At 72.8% G+C, this 15,151-nt stretch carries 15 protein-coding genes and 1 pseudogene; 6 read left to right on the top strand and 10 right to left on the bottom strand.

Going from position 1 to position 15,151, the window contains the following annotated elements; translation table 11 throughout:
• Positions 1-6 precede the first annotated feature (6 nt).
• Together ACIQUT_RS00080 and ACIQUT_RS00075 are read right to left on the bottom strand one after the other, a co-directional pair.
• The gene (locus tag ACIQUT_RS00080) at positions 7-930 is read right to left on the bottom strand and encodes an LLM class F420-dependent oxidoreductase (RefSeq protein ID WP_403557584.1); all 924 of its coding nucleotides are present in this window, start codon (positions 928-930) and stop codon (positions 7-9) included.
• Between the two features lie 145 nt (positions 931-1,075).
• Entirely contained in the window at positions 1,076-1,624 is a 549-nt protein-coding gene (locus ACIQUT_RS00075) for an SMI1/KNR4 family protein (protein WP_403557582.1), read from the bottom strand.
• Between the two features lie 373 nt (positions 1,625-1,997).
• On the opposite strand from ACIQUT_RS00075, the gene ACIQUT_RS00070 reads away from it, so the two are divergent.
• Entirely contained in the window at positions 1,998-2,219 is a 222-nt protein-coding gene (locus tag ACIQUT_RS00070) for a hypothetical protein (RefSeq protein ID WP_403557580.1), read from the top strand.
• 76 nt (positions 2,220-2,295) lie between these two features.
• On the opposite strand, the gene ACIQUT_RS00065 is transcribed toward ACIQUT_RS00070, so the two are convergent.
• The 4 genes from ACIQUT_RS00065 to ACIQUT_RS00050 form a co-directional block, all read right to left on the bottom strand.
• Positions 2,296-2,781 carry a DUF6099 family protein gene (locus ACIQUT_RS00065; RefSeq protein WP_403557578.1) on the bottom strand — a complete coding sequence of 162 codons (486 nt, stop codon included), beginning with the start codon at positions 2,779-2,781 and terminating at the stop codon, positions 2,296-2,298.
• Positions 2,782-2,904: 123 nt separating this feature from the next.
• Positions 2,905-3,297, bottom strand: coding sequence for a nucleotide pyrophosphohydrolase (locus ACIQUT_RS00060; protein WP_403557576.1), 393 nt, complete (start codon positions 3,295-3,297; stop codon positions 2,905-2,907).
• Positions 3,294-4,502 (bottom strand): ATP-binding protein, encoded by a 1,209-nt coding sequence (locus tag ACIQUT_RS00055; protein ID WP_403559218.1) that lies wholly within the window; start codon positions 4,500-4,502, stop codon positions 3,294-3,296. The genes ACIQUT_RS00060 and ACIQUT_RS00055 overlap by 4 nt, the downstream gene beginning before the upstream one ends.
• Positions 4,503-4,926: 424 nt before the next feature.
• Positions 4,927-5,322: a cell division protein SepF gene (locus tag ACIQUT_RS00050; protein ID WP_403557574.1), complete on the bottom strand. Its 396-nt coding sequence runs from the start codon at positions 5,320-5,322 to the stop codon at positions 4,927-4,929.
• Positions 5,323-5,486: 164 nt separating this feature from the next.
• On the opposite strand from ACIQUT_RS00050, the gene ACIQUT_RS00045 reads away from it, so the two are divergent.
• The 4 genes from ACIQUT_RS00045 to meaB all read left to right on the top strand — a co-directional run bounded on the left by ACIQUT_RS00045 (position 5,487) and on the right by meaB (position 11,404).
• The gene (locus tag ACIQUT_RS00045) at positions 5,487-6,188 is read left to right on the top strand and encodes a DUF2470 domain-containing protein (protein ID WP_403557572.1); all 702 of its coding nucleotides are present in this window, start codon (positions 5,487-5,489) and stop codon (positions 6,186-6,188) included.
• A 125-nt stretch (positions 6,189-6,313) separates the two neighbouring features.
• Positions 6,314-8,173: a methylmalonyl-CoA mutase subunit beta gene (locus ACIQUT_RS00040; RefSeq protein ID WP_403557570.1), complete on the top strand. Its 1,860-nt coding sequence runs from the start codon at positions 6,314-6,316 to the stop codon at positions 8,171-8,173.
• Positions 8,170-10,410: a methylmalonyl-CoA mutase gene (gene scpA, locus ACIQUT_RS00035; protein WP_403557568.1), complete on the top strand. Its 2,241-nt coding sequence runs from the start codon at positions 8,170-8,172 to the stop codon at positions 10,408-10,410. Before ACIQUT_RS00040 ends, scpA begins: the two co-directional genes overlap by 4 nt.
• Positions 10,411-10,420: 10 nt before the next feature.
• Positions 10,421-11,404 (top strand): methylmalonyl Co-A mutase-associated GTPase MeaB, encoded by a 984-nt coding sequence (gene meaB / locus ACIQUT_RS00030; RefSeq protein WP_403557566.1) that lies wholly within the window; start codon positions 10,421-10,423, stop codon positions 11,402-11,404.
• Positions 11,405-11,585: 181 nt separating this feature from the next.
• Here the strand turns inward: meaB and ACIQUT_RS00025 are convergent, their stop codons facing one another.
• Together ACIQUT_RS00025 and ACIQUT_RS00020 are read right to left on the bottom strand one after the other, a co-directional pair.
• On the bottom strand, positions 11,586-11,876 hold the full coding sequence (locus tag ACIQUT_RS00025) for a hypothetical protein (RefSeq protein WP_403557564.1): 291 nt from the start codon (positions 11,874-11,876) through the stop codon (positions 11,586-11,588).
• Between the two features lie 268 nt (positions 11,877-12,144).
• Entirely contained in the window at positions 12,145-13,146 is a 1,002-nt protein-coding gene (locus ACIQUT_RS00020; protein WP_403557562.1) for an asparaginase, read from the bottom strand.
• A 140-nt stretch (positions 13,147-13,286) separates the two neighbouring features.
• On the opposite strand from ACIQUT_RS00020, the gene ACIQUT_RS00015 reads away from it, so the two are divergent.
• On the top strand, positions 13,287-13,736 hold the full coding sequence (locus tag ACIQUT_RS00015; protein WP_403557561.1) for an Lrp/AsnC family transcriptional regulator: 450 nt from the start codon (positions 13,287-13,289) through the stop codon (positions 13,734-13,736).
• Between the two features lie 41 nt (positions 13,737-13,777).
• Here ACIQUT_RS00015 and ACIQUT_RS00010 read toward each other — a convergent pair.
• Both ACIQUT_RS00010 and ACIQUT_RS00005 read right to left on the bottom strand, forming a co-directional pair.
• Positions 13,778-14,053, bottom strand: a pseudogene (locus tag ACIQUT_RS00010) (2,3-diaminopropionate biosynthesis protein SbnB); the annotation flags it as partial.
• A 508-nt stretch (positions 14,054-14,561) separates the two neighbouring features.
• Positions 14,562-14,918, bottom strand: a complete 357-nt coding sequence (locus tag ACIQUT_RS00005; RefSeq protein WP_403557559.1) for a hypothetical protein — start codon at positions 14,916-14,918, stop codon at positions 14,562-14,564.
• Positions 14,919-15,151 lie beyond the last annotated feature (233 nt).

Raw genomic sequence — 15,151 nt, 5'->3', positions numbered from 1 at the left:
CCTCCGTCAGCCGAGCTGGGACAGCACCTGGGCCGAGATCAGCTCCAGGTGGTCCAGGTCGTCGAGGTCGAGCAGCTGGAGGTAGGCGCGGGAGGAGCCGATGCCCTCGTAGGTGCCGATCTTGTGGACGACCTCGGCGGGCGAGCCGGCCAGGCCGTTCGCCTTGAGCTCGTCGACGTCCCGGCCGATGGCGGCGGCCCGGCGGGCGACCTCGGCGTCGTCCCGGCCCACGCAGACCACCAGGGCGTTGGAGTAGACGAGGTCGTCGGGCTTGCGCCCGGCTTCCTCCGCGGCCCTGCGGACCCGGTCGAACTGCCGCTCGCTGTCCGCGATCGAGGCGAAGGGCATATTGAACTCGTCGGCGTAGCGGGCGGCGAGGCGCGGGGTGCGCTTCGCGCCGTGGCCGCCGATGATGACGGGCACCTTGGCCTGGGCGGGCTTGGGCAGCGCCGGGGAGTTCTCCACCCGGTAGTGGGTGCCCGCGAAGTCAAACACGGCCCCCGGCTCGGTGGCCCACAGGCCGGTGACGATGGCCAGCTGCTCCTCCAGGCGGGCCATCCGCTCCGCGGGGAAGGGGATCCCGTACGCCTTGTGCTCCTCCTCGAACCAGCCTGCTCCCAGGCCGAGTTCGATGCGCCCGCCGGACATCTGGTCGACCTGCGCGACCTGGATGGCGAGGACGCCGGGCAGCCGGAAGGTGCCGGCCGTCATCAGCGTGCCCAGCCGGATCCGGCGCGTCTCCCGCGCCAGGCCGGCGAGCGTGATCCAGGCGTCGGTGGGCCCGGGCAGCCCGTCGGCGGACCCCATCTTCAGATAGTGATCGGACCGGAAAAACGCGTCGAAGCCAAGCTCCTCGGTGGCCTTCGCAACGCTGAGGAGGGTGTCATAGCTCGCGCCCTGCTGGGGCTCGGTGAAGATACGCAGATCCATGCCCTCCATCCTGCCCCGCCCCCACCCCTGCCGGGCGAATTCCGCGGTCAACCGACTCGGGGGACGGACGGGCCGCGGAAACGGACCTCACCCACGCCGCAGCCCCGCTACATGCCGTACCAGGGCACGGGGCGCTCGTCGGGGGTCATCGGGAGGTACTCCAGTCGCATGAGGCCGGGATGGAAGGCTGAGCTGTGGGGCCGGCCATGTCTTCGCCGATGAGGTAGCGGTAGAGCCATTCGGCGAATCCCATGTCGTACCGTGCCCAGCCCCCCTCGCCGTCTTCCACGAGGAGCCGAGCGGTTGTCGCGCCCGCCGCGACGAGGAAGACCGTCTCGCCGCGGTCGGTGCTCGCGATCGGCCACAGTCCGTCGCGGGTGCCGAAGCGCAGACCTTCGAGTCCGAACAACCGGCGAGGGTCCTCGTCCGGGTCGAGATCATCCCAATCCACATCGGACCACGCCCGGACCGTGTCCCGGATCTGCCGGCCCAGGTTCCAGCGTTCGGTTGCGGGGTGATGCAGATACAGGTGGCCGTTGAGCCGAACGGGAGCGTAGGCGTCCACGACAGCTTGATACTCGCGCGGCAGCTCGATTCCGAGTTCGGCGTGGAGCTCCTTCCAGGCGGCCGGATCGGCGTACCGGTTCTGAGCAGGGCCGAGCATCGCCATGGCAGCGGCCAGGTAGTCGGTCATGGCGTCCCCCACTTGTGTACGCGTCGTCCGTGGCGTCTCCGGTTCCTGCATCGATCATCTCAGCCCAGCGGTTCCGGTCAGGCGGCCAGTCTGCGGTGGCAGATCAGGACGGCGGCACTGCCGGCGAACGCAACTCCCACACCCGTCTGGAATCAGACGCTCCGCCATGGCCGTCACGGCAGCCATCCCAGAGATCACACCAATCGAGACGATCTCTGACGTGGATGTCGAAGGACACCCGGCCAGTGACCGGCCCGCACGGGGATCGTTGGCCCGTCCGGAGCCGGACCGTCCGGCTCGCGCGTCGGTGGCGCCCGCCGGTGCGTACACCGCGCCCTTCCGACCCGGGAGGGCCAGGGCCGAGGAGGCCGCCATGTCCGACGAGTCCGCGCACGACGACGCGCGCCGGGAGCCCGGCGGGGCCGCCGCGGACGGCGCGCCGAAGGGCCTGGTCCAGCAGATGGAGGAGCTGATGGCAGCCCTGAACGCCGACCTGTCGCAGCTCGACGCCGAGCTCCAGTCCTCCGCGGACCGTGCCCCCGGCACACCGTCCCCCGCGTCCTCCCGCACCCCGGAGGGCGACCGCCGGTCATAGCGCCCGTTCTGACCGCAGCCTCTCCGGCAACACGCCCGGCCGGCCCGGCCGCCCCGCCGGCCGGGCGTTTCGCCTGTTAGGCCGCGCCTGTGGCGGGGCCGCGGTCGGGGACCATCAGGAGGCGCAGGATCGCCCGTACCCGGTCGCTCGACTCGTCGGCCGCGTCGATGGACTCTATGCACTGCCAGTACAGGCCCTCGTCGTCCGTCGCGCAGGCCACGCCGACCAGGGCTATCCCCACCTCGCCCAGCAGCTCCTGGAGTCCGAGCAGCGCCTGCCGGAGATCGGCCACCCCGCTGAGCTGTGCCGCTCTCGGCGGGTGGTCGGGCCCGCGGCCCTCACCGCGCAGGGCGGCTCTGTCGAACACCCCGCAGCCTCTGCCTCCCGCTTCCCCCAGTCCCCGTGCCTCCGATCTCAGCTCCCGCGGTCCGCTGACCGCGAGCCAGTTCCCCATGCCCTGGGCCAGTGCCTGGGCCTGCCAGGCCTCGCCCACGATGTCCAGTGCCGCCCCGCTCCGCGCCAGCGCGTGCCGGCCGACCGCGATGAGCCGTACCGCATCCATATGCCGTCCCCCGTCCGCACGACATCCGCCGTTCTAGCCACTACCCAGAGTGAGGGCAATGGGCCAGTAAAGCCAGGGGTATTCGGAAATCTATGGACACAAACATGGTTGTGAACAACCTCATCACTCCGAAGAGTGACGATTTGGTGTCGAGGTTCCCTCCACCGGGAAACGGAGTTCATTCCTCTCGATCTTCGCGGCGAGCGCATCCAGCACATCCACCCCAAGAACCTCGCAGAATTGCAGCAGATACGCGAGCACGTCGGCCACCTCGTCGGCCACACGGTGTGCGGATTCCGGCTTCTCCATGACCTTCGCCGACTGTTCCGGCGTCAGCCACTGGAAGATTTCGACCAGTTCCGCCGCCTCGACACTCAGCGCGACCGCCAGGTTCTTCGGCGTGTGGTACGGCTCCCAGCCGCGCGCGGCGGCGAAGTCCGCCAGCCGCCGCTGGAGTTGGTGCAGCCGCTCCTCGGGGCGGCCGTCGTCCGGCCGCCGCTCGTTCGTCTCGCTCATGCCCCCAGGTCTACCACCGCGGCCCCTGCCAGCGGGCGGGCGGCCGCCGCGGTCTGCGGGCCCACGGCCGCGACGAGGCGGACCTGCCCGCGCGCGCAGGACAGCAGGGCCAGGCGCAGCAGCTCGGCGGCCTGCCGCGGGTCCAGGCAGCGGTCGAAGCCGTCGGCGAGGACGGTCAGCGCCTGCCGGGCGGAGAGGAGTTCGGCGGCAGGGTCCATGGCGAGCACCCCCGGCCCGGTCAGCAGGACCAGGGTCAGCGCGAGGAAGCGGAGCTCGCCCGAGCCGAGCCGGCCGAGCTCGGTGGCGGGCCGTCCGTGGCCGCGCTCCAGCAGCGCGGCCACGAGACCCCCGCCGGCGGCCCGGACGTCGAGGCCGTGCACCGGGCCCGCGCACGCCGCCCGCACCGCGCCGGTCAGCAGTGCATGGCGGGTGCCGCACTCGTGGCGGGTCCGGCGCAGTACGTCGGCCAGGTTGGCGCAGTCGCCCAGCAGCCGGCCCTCGCCCTGCGGGACGGGGGCGCGCATCCGCTCGGGCCGCGGATCGCAGGGGAACACCGAGCGCAGCGCCACCACGACCTGCTCGGCGGCGGCGAGGACCTGCCGCTGCCCGGGCGTGGCTCCGGCCACGCGGAGCGGGAGCAGGGCGGTGCCGAGCCGGTCGTCGGGGAGCGGGGCCCGGGTGACCGCGGCGCTGCCCCCGGTGAGCCAGGCGGCCTGGACGCTGCGCCGGCCCGGGTCGCGCAGTGCGGTGCCGAGCAGGATCCTGCCGTCGACGGAGAGGCGTTCGCCGGCGATCCGCAGCTCGGGCTCGGCCTGTACGGCGAGGTCGAGGCGGACCGGCCCGAGGGGGCCGTCGACGGTGCAGCCGATGCGGAATCCGCGCCGCCCCTGCCCGTCGGGGCGGGCCAGGTCGGGGATCCGGGAGCACGGGTCGGGGAACGCGGTGTCCAGGGTGGCGCCGGACCCGAGCCGGGCCAGGGCCTCCAGGGCTGCCAGGGCCTGGGACTTCCCGCTCCCGCTGGGCCCGGTGAACAGCGTGACGGGACCGAGCGGGAAGACGGTCGCCCGGTGCGGGCCGAAAGCGGAGAGCCGCAGCTCGGTGACGGCGGGCCGGTGATGCGCGACGTCGTCGAGGGCGGCCGGGGCAGAGGCGGCTGCCCTGCCGCCGGAAGCCGGGGCATCGGCTGCCCTGCCGCCGAAGGACAGGCCGTCGAGGGCCGGACCGTCGGGGGCGCCCGAACCGTCGGAAGCCTGGCCATCGGGAGCCGAGCCGCCGGAATCCGGGCCATCGGGGGCTGCCCGGCCGTCGGGGGCAGCCCGGCCCGACTCAGCCGGACCGTCGAGAGACAGGTCACCGGGGGCACTCAGGCCGCCCGGAGCCCGGTCGTCCGGGGACCGACCGTCCGGAGCCCGGCCGTCGCCCGGAGCCCCCGCCTGCGGCGGGACCGTCGGGGCGGGGCGGAGGCCCGGGAGGGCGGCGGCCCTGGCGTCCGCTGCGGCGGCCCGGGCGTCCGCCGGGTTCGACGCATGCGCCGCGTCCGGCGCGTCCGAGGTGGCGTCCATGCGCCGGACGGTACGGGCAGCCCGGCCCCCCTCGGGGCCGGTGAACCGTTCCGCCGCGGCGTCCTTCCTACGATCGGGGGACGGCCGCGGCCGCGATCCCCTCGACCTCGGTCCCGACGGGCGCCAGCAGGAAGACGTTCCGGTCGACCCGGTGCATGCCGCTGCCCAGCCCGAAGACGACGCCGCTGCTGAAGTCCAGGATCCGCTTGGCCACTTCGGTGTCCGCGCCGGTCAGGTCGAGCAGCACCGGGATCTGGGCGATCAGGTATTCGGCCACCTCCCGGGCGTCGGCGAAGACCTGGACGCGGATCACGACGAAGCGGCGCTGCTCCGCCGCGGACACCTTGGGAGTCGTGGGGATCGTGCGGTGGTCCACCCGGGAGGGCCACTCGTTGCGGCTGCGCAGGGGGACCACCTGCGCGAGACCCTCCCACTGTTCGTCCGTGACGTCGTACCTGCTCACCGGACCGCCTCGACCGTGCGCTTCATGTGCATCCCCCCATCTTCTCGTGCTTCACCCGTTCAGCCCAACAACGACACGGAGTGGCGGGATCCGGGGTTCAGCCCACCCCCACAATGGGTTAGGTTAGGCATACCTAAGTTGGTCGTGAGGGAGTAGAGATGCGCATGTCCACCGACGCCGAGCGGGTCCGGTCGATCCTGGCCGCCGCCCACTCCATGACCGTGACCGTCGACGGCCTGGCCACCGAGGTCCGCCACCTCGACGGCACGGACCCCCTCGGCCGGCTCCACCTCCACCCCGCCGAACCCGGCGGCCACGCCGAACACCGGCCCGCGATCCGGCTGGAGTTCACCGACATCGCCCCCACCCCCGCACGGGACCGGGTGCGCGCCCGCGTCACGCTCTTCGGCCGCCTCCTCACCCCGTACGCGAACACCGGGCCGGACACCGGCGCCGATGCCGACCCCGACGCCACCACCTGCATGGAGTACGACCGGGCCGTCCTGGAGACCGGCGACGGCCACCGCTCGTACGTCGGACTGCACGCACTGGAGGCGGCCTCCCCCGACCCGCTCGCGCCCTACGAGGCCGGCATGCTCACCCACCTCCTCGACGACCACGCCGAACTCGTCACCCTCCTGCTCCGCCTGGTCCGGCCCGCGCCCACCGCCGCCCTCGTACGCGCGCTGCCGCTCGCCATGGACCGTCACGGAATCACCCTGCGCCTGGAGGAGGCCCGCGGCCACCGCGACGTCACCCTCCCCTTCCCCTCCCCGCTGGACGACGTCGAGCAGTCCGGCGTGCAGCTCCAGGCCCTCTTCAGCGCGGCCCGCCGCCGCTCCCACCGCAACACCCTGCCCGCCTGACCAGCCCGGGGGTCCGGTCCGCCGCGCGCCGCGCTCGTCCGTACCCCCGCCCCCTCACCTGAGAGGGGGAGATCACATCCGGTGGTTATGGTCGTCGTCTGGGTGACCCCCCTAGCATTCGGGCCATGACGGTCCTGCCTGACGACGGGCTCTCCCTGGCCGCCGAGTTCCCTGACGCGACGCATGAGCAGTGGCAGCGCCTGGTAGAAGGCGTACTGCGCAAGTCCGGCAAGGACCTAACCGGCGAGGCCGCGGAAAACGCGTTGTCCACGAAGCTCGAGGACGGGCTCACCACCCGCCCGCTGTACACGACGCCCGAAACGCCCCACGACACCGGCTTCCCCGGATTCGCCCCCTTCGTACGGGGCGGGAGCCCCGCGGGCAACTCCGCCTCCGGCTGGGACGTGCGGCAGCGGCACCTCGGCACCGACCCCGTCCGGGTCAACGAGGCCGTCCTCGCCGACCTGGAGAACGGCGTCACCTCCCTCTGGCTGACCCTGGGCCGGGGCGGGCTGCCCGTGGAGTCGCTGGGCCGCGCCCTGGACGGGGTGTACCTGGACCTCGCGCCCGTGTCCCTCGACGCCGGCGCCGAATCCGCCGCGGCCGCCCGCGCCTTGTTCGCCCTGTACGCCGAGCGCGGCGTGGCCCCCGAGGCCGCCCGCGCCGCCCTGGGCGCCGACCCGCTGGGCCACGAGGCCCGCACCGGCGAGGAGGCGGACCTCGCCCCGGCCGTCGCCCTCGCCCAGGAGGCGGCCGCGCACTGGCCGGGCGTGCGCGCCCTGTCCGTGGACGCCCTGCCGTACCACGAGGCCGGCGGCTCGGCCGCCGAGGAGCTGGGCCTGTCGCTGGCCGGCGGTGTCGCCTACCTGCGCGCCCTCGACGGTGCCGGGCTCGGCATCGAGGCCGCCCTCGGCCAGCTGGAGTTCCGCTACGCGGCCACCGCCGACCAGTTCCTGACGATCGCGAAGCTCCGGGCCGCGCGCCGGCTGTGGGCCCGCATCGCCGAGGCCTGCGGGGCTGCACAGGCCGGCGCCCAGCGCCAGCACGCCGTCACCTCGGCGGTGATGATGACCCGCCGCGACCCGTGGGTGAACATGCTGCGCACCACCGTCGCCTGCATGGCGGCGGGCGTGGGCGGCGCGGACGCGGTCACCGTCCTCCCCTTCGACCACGCACTCGGCCTGCCGGACGCGTTCGCGCGCCGCATCGCCCGCAACACCTCCTCCATCCTGCTGGAGGAGTCGCACCTGGCCCGCGTCATCGACCCGGCCGGCGGCTCCTTCTACGTGGAGCGGCTCACCGACGAACTCGCCGACGCCGCCTGGGAGTTCTTCCAGACCGTCGAGAAGGCCGGCGGCCTGCCCGCCGCCCTGCGCTCGGGCCTGGTCGCCGACCGCCTGGCCGCGACCTGGGCGGAGCGCTCCGCGCGCCTGGCCAAGCGCCGCGAACCCATCACCGGCGTCAGCGAGTTCCCGCTGCTCACCGAGCAGCTGCCCGCGCGCGAAAGCGCCCCCGAAGCCCCGTCCGGCGGGCTGCCCCGGGTCCGGCGCGACGAGGCGTACGAGGCGCTGCGCGCCCGCAGCGACGCCCACCTGGCGGCGACCGGCAACCGGCCGCGGATCTTCCTCGCCGCGCTCGGCACCGCGGCCGCGCACACCGCCCGCGCCACGTTCGCCTCGAACCTGTTCCAGGCGGGCGGCATCCAGCCGGTCCACGACCCGGTGTCGGTGGACGCGGCGACGGCCGCCGGGGCGTACGCGGCGAGCGGCGCCGACGGCATGGCCGTGCTGTGCTCCAGCGACGCCCTGTACGAGGAGCAGGCCGAGGCCGTCGCCGCGGCCCTGCGCTCGGCGGGCGCGACGACCGTCTTCCTCGCGGGCAGGCCCGGCACGGCGGCCGGCGCCGCCGACGCGTACGTCCACGCCGGCTGCGACGCGGTCGCGGTCCTGTCCTCCGTTCTCGACCGGATGGGAGTGGCCCCGTGAGCGGCACCACGACCGGCAGCGGCATCCCCGACTTCTCCGACCTCCCGCTCCGCGGCGACACGGCCACCTCGGCCGCGGCCGCCCCCGCCGGCTCCGCCGACCAGTGGCGCAGCGCCGTCAAGGAGTCCACCGGCACCGCCCCGGGCGACCTGGTGTGGGAGACGCCCGAGGGCATCGGCGTGCAGCCGCTGTACACCGGGCGGGACCTGGAGGGCCTGGACTTCCTCGCGACGTACCCGGGCGTGGCCCCGTACCTGCGCGGCCCCTACCCGACCATGTACGTCAACCAGCCCTGGACGATCCGCCAGTACGCGGGCTTCTCCACGGCCGAGGAGTCGAACGCCTTCTACCGGCGCAACCTCGCGGCCGGCCAGAAGGGCCTGTCCGTCGCCTTCGACCTGCCGACGCACCGCGGCTACGACAGCGACCACCCGCGCGTCACCGGCGACGTCGGCATGGCGGGCGTCGCCATCGACTCCATCTACGACATGCGGCAGCTGTTCGACGGGATCCCGCTGGACCGGATGTCGGTGTCGATGACGATGAACGGCGCGGTGCTGCCCGTCCTCGCCCTCTACATCGTGGCGGCCGAGGAGCAGGGCGTCTCCCCCGACAAGCTCGCCGGGACCATCCAGAACGACATCCTCAAGGAGTTCATGGTCCGCAACACCTACATCTATCCGCCGAAGCCGTCGATGCGGATCATCTCGGACATCTTCTCGTTCACCTCGCAGAAGATGCCGCGGTACAACTCGATCTCGATCTCCGGATACCACATCCAGGAGGCCGGGGCGACGGCGGACCTGGAGCTGGCGTACACGCTCGCGGACGGTGTGGAGTACCTGCGGGCCGGCCGGGAAGCGGGCCTGGACGTGGACGCGTTCGCGCCGCGCCTGTCCTTCTTCTGGGCGATCGGCATGAACTTCTTCATGGAGGTCGCCAAACTGCGCGCCGCCCGCCTGCTGTGGGCGAAGCTGGTCAAGCAGTTCGAGCCGAAGAACACCAAGTCCCTCTCCCTGCGCACCCATTCGCAGACCTCGGGCTGGTCGCTGACCGCGCAGGACGTCTTCAACAACGTCACGCGCACCTGCATCGAGGCGATGGCCGCGACCCAGGGCCACACCCAGTCGCTGCACACCAACGCCCTCGACGAGGCGCTCGCCCTGCCGACGGACTTCTCCGCCCGCATCGCCCGCAACACCCAGCTGCTCCTCCAGCAGGAGTCCGGCACCTGCCGGTCCATCGACCCGTGGGGCGGCAGCGCGTACGTCGAGAAGCTCACGTACGACCTCGCGCGCCGGGCCTGGCAGCACATCCAGGAGGTCGAGGCCGCCGGCGGCATGGCGCAGGCCATCGACGCCGGCATCCCGAAGCTGCGCGTGGAGGAGGCCGCCGCCCGCACCCAGGCGCGGATCGACTCCGGCCGGCAGCCGGTCATCGGCGTCAACAAGTACCGCGTCGAGAACGACGAGCAGATCGACGTCCTCAAGGTCGACAACTCCTCGGTGCGCGCCCAGCAGATCGACAAGCTGCGGCGGCTGCGCGAGGAACGCGACGAGGCCCGCACCCAGGACGCGCTGCGCGCCCTCACCAACGCCGCCGAACGGGGCGCCGGGCAGGGCCTGGAGGGCAACCTGCTCGCCCTGGCCGTCGACGCGGCCCGCGCCAAGGCCACCGTCGGCGAGATCTCGGACGCCCTGGAGAAGGTGTACGGACGGCACGCCAGCCAGATCCGTACGATCTCCGGTGTGTACCGCAGCGAAGCAGGCGAATCCCCGAACGTGGAGCGCACCCGTTCCCTCGTCGACCGGTTCGAGGAGGCGGAGGGCCGGCGTCCGCGCGTGCTCGTCGCCAAGATGGGCCAGGACGGGCACGACCGCGGCCAGAAGGTCATCGCGACGGCCTTCGCCGACCTGGGCTTCGACGTCGACGTCGGCCCCCTGTTCCAGACCCCGGCGGAGGTGGCCCGCCAGGCCGTCGAGGCGGACGTCCACGTCGTGGGCGTGTCGTCGCTGGCGGCCGGCCACCTGACCCTCGTACCGGCGCTGCGCGAGCAGCTCGCGGAGGAGGGGCGCGAGGACATCATGATCGTGGTGGGCGGGGTCATCCCGCCGGCCGACGTGCCGACGCTGCTGGAGATGGGCGCGGCAGCGGTGTTCCCGCCGGGCACGGTCATCCCGGACGCGGCCCACGACCTGGTGACGCGGCTCGCCGCGGATCTGGGCCACGAGCTGTAGGCGGCCGCCGGTGCCGAAGATCGACATCGAGGCCTACGCGAAGGGGGTGCTCGACGGGAAACGCGCGTTCATCGCCCGCGCGATCACCCTCGTCGAGTCCACCCACCCCGCGCACCGGGTGCTGGCACAGACACTGCTGACCCAGTTGCTGCCGCACTCGGGGCGGGCCCGGCGCATCGGGATCAGCGGGGTGCCGGGCGTCGGCAAGTCCACGTTCATCGACGCGTTCGGCACGATGCTGACCGGGCTGGGGCACCGGGTCGCCGTCCTGGCCGTCGACCCGTCCTCCACCCGTACCGGCGGCTCCATCCTCGGCGACAAGACGCGGATGGAACGGCTGTCGGTGGACCCGGCCGCGTTCGTCCGGCCGTCGCCGTCGGCGGGGACCCTCGGCGGAGTCGCCAAAGCCACCCGCGAATCGATGATCGTGATGGAGGCGGCCGGCTACGACGTCGTCCTCGTCGAAACGGTCGGCGTCGGCCAGTCCGAGACCACGGTCGCCGGAATGGTCGACTCCTTCCTGCTGCTGTCGCTCGCCCGTACCGGAGACCAGCTCCAAGGCATCAAAAAGGGTGTACTGGAGCTCGCCGACGTCCTCGCCGTGAACAAAGCGGACGGGCCGCACGAGCGGGACGCACGGGCCGCCGCCCGTGAACTGTCAGGGGCGCTGCGGCTGATGCACCCCGCCGACGCGGCATGGACCCCGCCCGTGCTGACGTGCAGCGCACGGGAATCCAGCGGGCTGGACGAGGTGTGGGGTCGCCTCGAACAGCACCGGCGGCTGCTCGACGCCGGTGGCCGTCTGGCCGCGAAGCGGGCTGCGCAGCAGGTGGAGTGGACCTGGTCCATGGTCCGCGATGAGCTGCTGCAACGCCTGCGCGCCGATCCCGCGGTGCGGGACCTCGCTCCCGCCCTGGAGGCCCGGGTCAGGGAGGGCTCCCTGACCCCGACCCTCGCCGCGGACCACATCCTCTCCGCGTTCACCCGCCCATAGCGAAACCCTGGCCGCAGCCGCCCTGTGCCGCTGCGGCCGGGGCCTCCGGCCTGGGGCGGCATCGCCACCCCCTGCGGCAAAACCCGGGACGGCTGCCTCGCAGGCCTCCACCTCCACGCCGCAATGATCTGGATCGACGACCTCCTGAAGGCCGCCGACCGGTCACGGCACCACAAAGACCCTAGACGAGGAACTTCGCGATCGCCGCCGTCTTGCGCTGCAGCTTCTCGGGGCTCACCGAGGCCAGCTCGGCAGAGATCTTGTCAGCATGCGCCTTCAGCTGCTTCACCACGGTGGTGTCGGTGTCGCCGTCACCCGCCGTCCCCACCTCGGCGAGGCGGGCGGACTGGAGGCAGGTCTGCGCCTGCGGCTCGAGGATGGTCAGCAGGGCGTAGAACTTGGCGAGTTCCTCGGTGGTCATGACGTACTCCCGGAGTTTCGAGGTGCAGACATCGCCACCCACCGTACCCATGCAGCTACCTTCCGTCGCGGAGGCGCGGCTGTGAAGAGCGCTCCCGCCGCCCGGGGCCGACGCCGCCGTCTGCCGCATTGCCGCGGCCGCGCCGCCGTTGTGCCGCTGCGCGGAGCCGTTCCCCAGTCCCGCCCCTTCCCGAAACCGGGCTCTGCCCGGACCCGTTCCGGGCGCTTCGCGCCCGGAACGCCCAAACGCCGCGCGGGCTGGATGTTGCCACCGCGCGGGGGAATCGCTCCGCGCAGCGGCAGGCGGCAGGGCGGCGGCGTTAGGCGGGGGTTAGGGACGGGGTGGGGGCGGCGACTGCGGCGCGGAGGGTGTCGGCCCGGGCCTGCGGGGTGTCGGAGGCCAGCAGGGCAGAGAGGACTGCGATGCGGGCCTGGCCGGCACGCAGCGTGCCCGTGGGGACGGCGCCGACAGCGACCAGGTCGACCGCACCGCCGTGGGTGTAGATCTCCGTCACCGGGCCGGCGGCAACCCGCGTGGTCAGGGCGACCAGGACACCGTCGGCGACCGCCGCCTCGACCGCGGCGACGATCTCGGGGGTGGCGTTGCCGGCGCCCGTGCCGACGAGGACGATGCCCTGTGCGCCTGCCGCGACGGCGGCGTTGAACAGCACCGGGTCCCCGTCACAGTGGTGCATCACCATGTCCACCCGCGGCAGCAGCTCCGGCATGGCCGGCAGCGGCAGCGGCTCCGGCCGCTGCGGGGACCGCAGCATGGCGACCTTGCCGAAGCCGATCTTCCCGAGGAGTTCCCGCGAGGGGTCGGCGAACGCGTCCAGCGCCACGGACTGGGTCTTGACGGTGCCGCGGGCGGCGTGGACCCGGCCGGCGAAGCAGACGAGGACGCCCAGGCCGCGGGTGGTCGCCGCGGTGAGCAGGGCGTCGTAGAGGTTGCCGGGGCCGTCGCCCTCGGCGGTGCCCATGGGCAGCTGGGCGCCGGTGAAGACGACACTGCGGGGGTCGTGGTGGTGCAGGTCGACGAGGAAGGCCGACTCTTCGAGGGTGTCGGTGCCGTGGGTGACGACGATGCCGTCGACACCGGGGTCGGCGAGGACCTCGTGCACGGTGCGCAGCAGGGTCAGCTGGTGGGCGGTGGTCAGCCGGGGGCTGTTCACGCTGAAGAGGTCCACGACCTCGACGGTGACGTCCTCGGGCAGCGGCGCGGTGGCCATGACCTCGCGTCCGTCGGCGTCCGCGGCGAAGCCGGAGCCCTGCCAGCGGCTGGCTATCGTGCCGCCGGTGCTGATGACGACGATCCGACCCATGGCCGCCCTTTCGCTCGAACTCCCCTAACGGGTGACATCTCGTACAGATGTGCAGTACAGAGCAATGATAGGGGCTCCGGCACGCAATTCGATTGCCGGTTTCGCCCGTTCCGCGGCAGGGCTCGGGTGATAATTGCGTGATGGATGCGATCGACCGCGAAATCTTGCGTGAGCTCCAGGCCGACGGCCGGCTCAGCAACCAGGAGCTGGCCCAGCGCGTGGGCCTGACCCCCTCCCCCTGCATGCGCCGCGTGCGCCAGCTGGAGCAGGACGGGGTGATCCGCGGCTACCGGGCCGTCATCGATCCCGAGGCGGTCGGCCGTGGTTTCGAGGTGCTGGTCTCGGTGGAGGTGCGCCGCGACCGCGAGGCCGTGGAGGCGTTCGAGGCGGCCCTGCAGGACGTCCCCGACGTCATCGAGGCGTACCGACTGTTCGGCAGCCCGGGCTGCCTGCTGCGCATCGCGGTCGCGGACCTGCGCGCGTACGAGCGCCTGTGGATCGAGAAGCTGACCGCGCTGTCCGGGGTCACCGAGGTCAACTCGCAGATCATCATGAAGCGGATCAAGGGGCCCACCGGGCTCCCCGTCTGACCCCGGGCCGCCGCTCCAGGGGCCGACGGCGGGTGCGGAGGTCAGCCGTGGCGGCGCATGTCGTGGAAGAAGTCCTCGACGACGGGCAGCCGGCCCTGGGCGCGGAGGGTGTCGTAGACGTGCCGACCGACGGCGAGGTCGAGGACGCCCAGGCCGAACGGGGAGAAGAACACCGGCCGGTCCGCGGGGACGGCGAGGGTGCCGTCGAGGACGTCGTACAGGGTCCCGTTGAGGAAGTCGCGGCTGCCGGTGAGCTGCTCGGCGAGGTGGGGGGAGGTGTCGGCCTTGAGGCAGTGCTCGATGTCGTCGACGACGTTGAAGGCCGGTCGGGGAAGCGCAGGAAATAGGAGGGCGGATTGACGGTGTCGCCCTCTCCGTGCACCCGGTACGCGGATTCGATCAATCCCACCACTTCGGGTGCACGGCCGTCGAGGACTTCGTACACCTGGGCGCCGGGGATCACGGCGAAGGAAGGCGCGTCGACCGTACGTGACATCGCGGACTCCACAACTCGGCAGTTTCATCGTCTGCGACGACGCTAGGGGAGGGCCTCGTCGACGGGTCGTCGATCGGCTGCACGCCGCGCCGGGGCCCGCCGGATTACACACTCCCGCCGGTGCCCGGCCCGCTCAGGCGGCTCCGCCGGAGCCGGAACGGTCCACTCCCACACCCCCTCAGATGCGTTCCGTTTACCTGCTGCTGCGCGAACAGCCCATCGAGGCACGATCCTTGGCGCCGGACGAGGACGCCCGGCGGGCCGGGACCGGGGACGGGGGCGTCGGGCCGTCACGCGGACCGGCACGGGAGCACCAGGTCCACCGCCCCTCACGACACGGGCCACGGGCCGCGGCCGCGCGTCTCGACGTCGTCCGCGGTCGCCTCCACCAGCTGCTTCAGCCGCTCTCGGGCGCTGCGCGCGACGCTCCTGTCCAGCACCACTCCGAACTCGTTGCGGGCGGTGGCCACGGTTCCCCAGATACGGCGGTCGATGGTCGACGGTGCCGCCCGGGTGCCCTCCTTCCAGCCCGGCTGCACCCACAGCCACTCGACGAACCGGACCAGGGCGCCGGGCGTCACGGACAGCTGGGGCAGGTCGGTCTCGGTGCAGAACCTCGACCACACGGTCCAGTCCTGCGCGTAGCCGCTGCGGGTCCGCTCCGACCGTTCGGTGGCGCGGGACATCCTCTCCTCTTCCCCCTCCGCGGGCTACGCCCGGTGGTGGGTCCACCGGACGTAGCTCCGACTGCTGCCTACTGCACCGGCTCCGGCTCGGGTGCGCTCTCCTGCTCTCCCGCACCGGCCGGGTCGGCCGGGGCCTTGACGGACTCCAGCAGCAGCTGGGCGACGTCCACGACCTGGACGGACTCCTTGGCCTGGCCCTCGTTCTTCTTGCCGTTCACCGAGTCGGTCAGCAT

This window comes from Streptomyces sp. NPDC090445, from assembly GCF_044769385.1.
In the GTDB taxonomy this organism is placed as follows: Bacteria; Actinomycetota; Actinomycetes; order Streptomycetales; family Streptomycetaceae; genus Streptomyces.
This window is presented reverse-complemented; position numbering and strand designations above follow the sequence as displayed.

Coding starts and splice junctions, on each gene's coding strand:
- ACIQUT_RS00075 (WP_403557582.1), bottom strand. CDS start 1,624: ATGACCGACTACCTGGCCGCTGCCATGGCGATGCTCGGCCCTGCTCAG.
- ACIQUT_RS00005 (WP_403557559.1), bottom strand. CDS start 14,918: ATGTCCCGCGCCACCGAACGGTCGGAGCGGACCCGCAGCGGCTACGCG.
- ACIQUT_RS00065 (WP_403557578.1), bottom strand. CDS start 2,781: ATGGATGCGGTACGGCTCATCGCGGTCGGCCGGCACGCGCTGGCGCGG.
- ACIQUT_RS00045 (WP_403557572.1), top strand. CDS start 5,487: ATGTCCACCGACGCCGAGCGGGTCCGGTCGATCCTGGCCGCCGCCCAC.
- ACIQUT_RS00015 (WP_403557561.1), top strand. CDS start 13,287: ATGGATGCGATCGACCGCGAAATCTTGCGTGAGCTCCAGGCCGACGGC.
- ACIQUT_RS00025 (WP_403557564.1), bottom strand. CDS start 11,876: ATGGGTACGGTGGGTGGCGATGTCTGCACCTCGAAACTCCGGGAGTAC.
- ACIQUT_RS00020 (WP_403557562.1), bottom strand. CDS start 13,146: ATGGGTCGGATCGTCGTCATCAGCACCGGCGGCACGATAGCCAGCCGC.
- ACIQUT_RS00060 (WP_403557576.1), bottom strand. CDS start 3,297: ATGAGCGAGACGAACGAGCGGCGGCCGGACGACGGCCGCCCCGAGGAG.
- ACIQUT_RS00040 (WP_403557570.1), top strand. CDS start 6,314: ATGACGGTCCTGCCTGACGACGGGCTCTCCCTGGCCGCCGAGTTCCCT.
- ACIQUT_RS00080 (WP_403557584.1), bottom strand. CDS start 930: ATGGATCTGCGTATCTTCACCGAGCCCCAGCAGGGCGCGAGCTATGAC.
- ACIQUT_RS00070 (WP_403557580.1), top strand. CDS start 1,998: ATGTCCGACGAGTCCGCGCACGACGACGCGCGCCGGGAGCCCGGCGGG.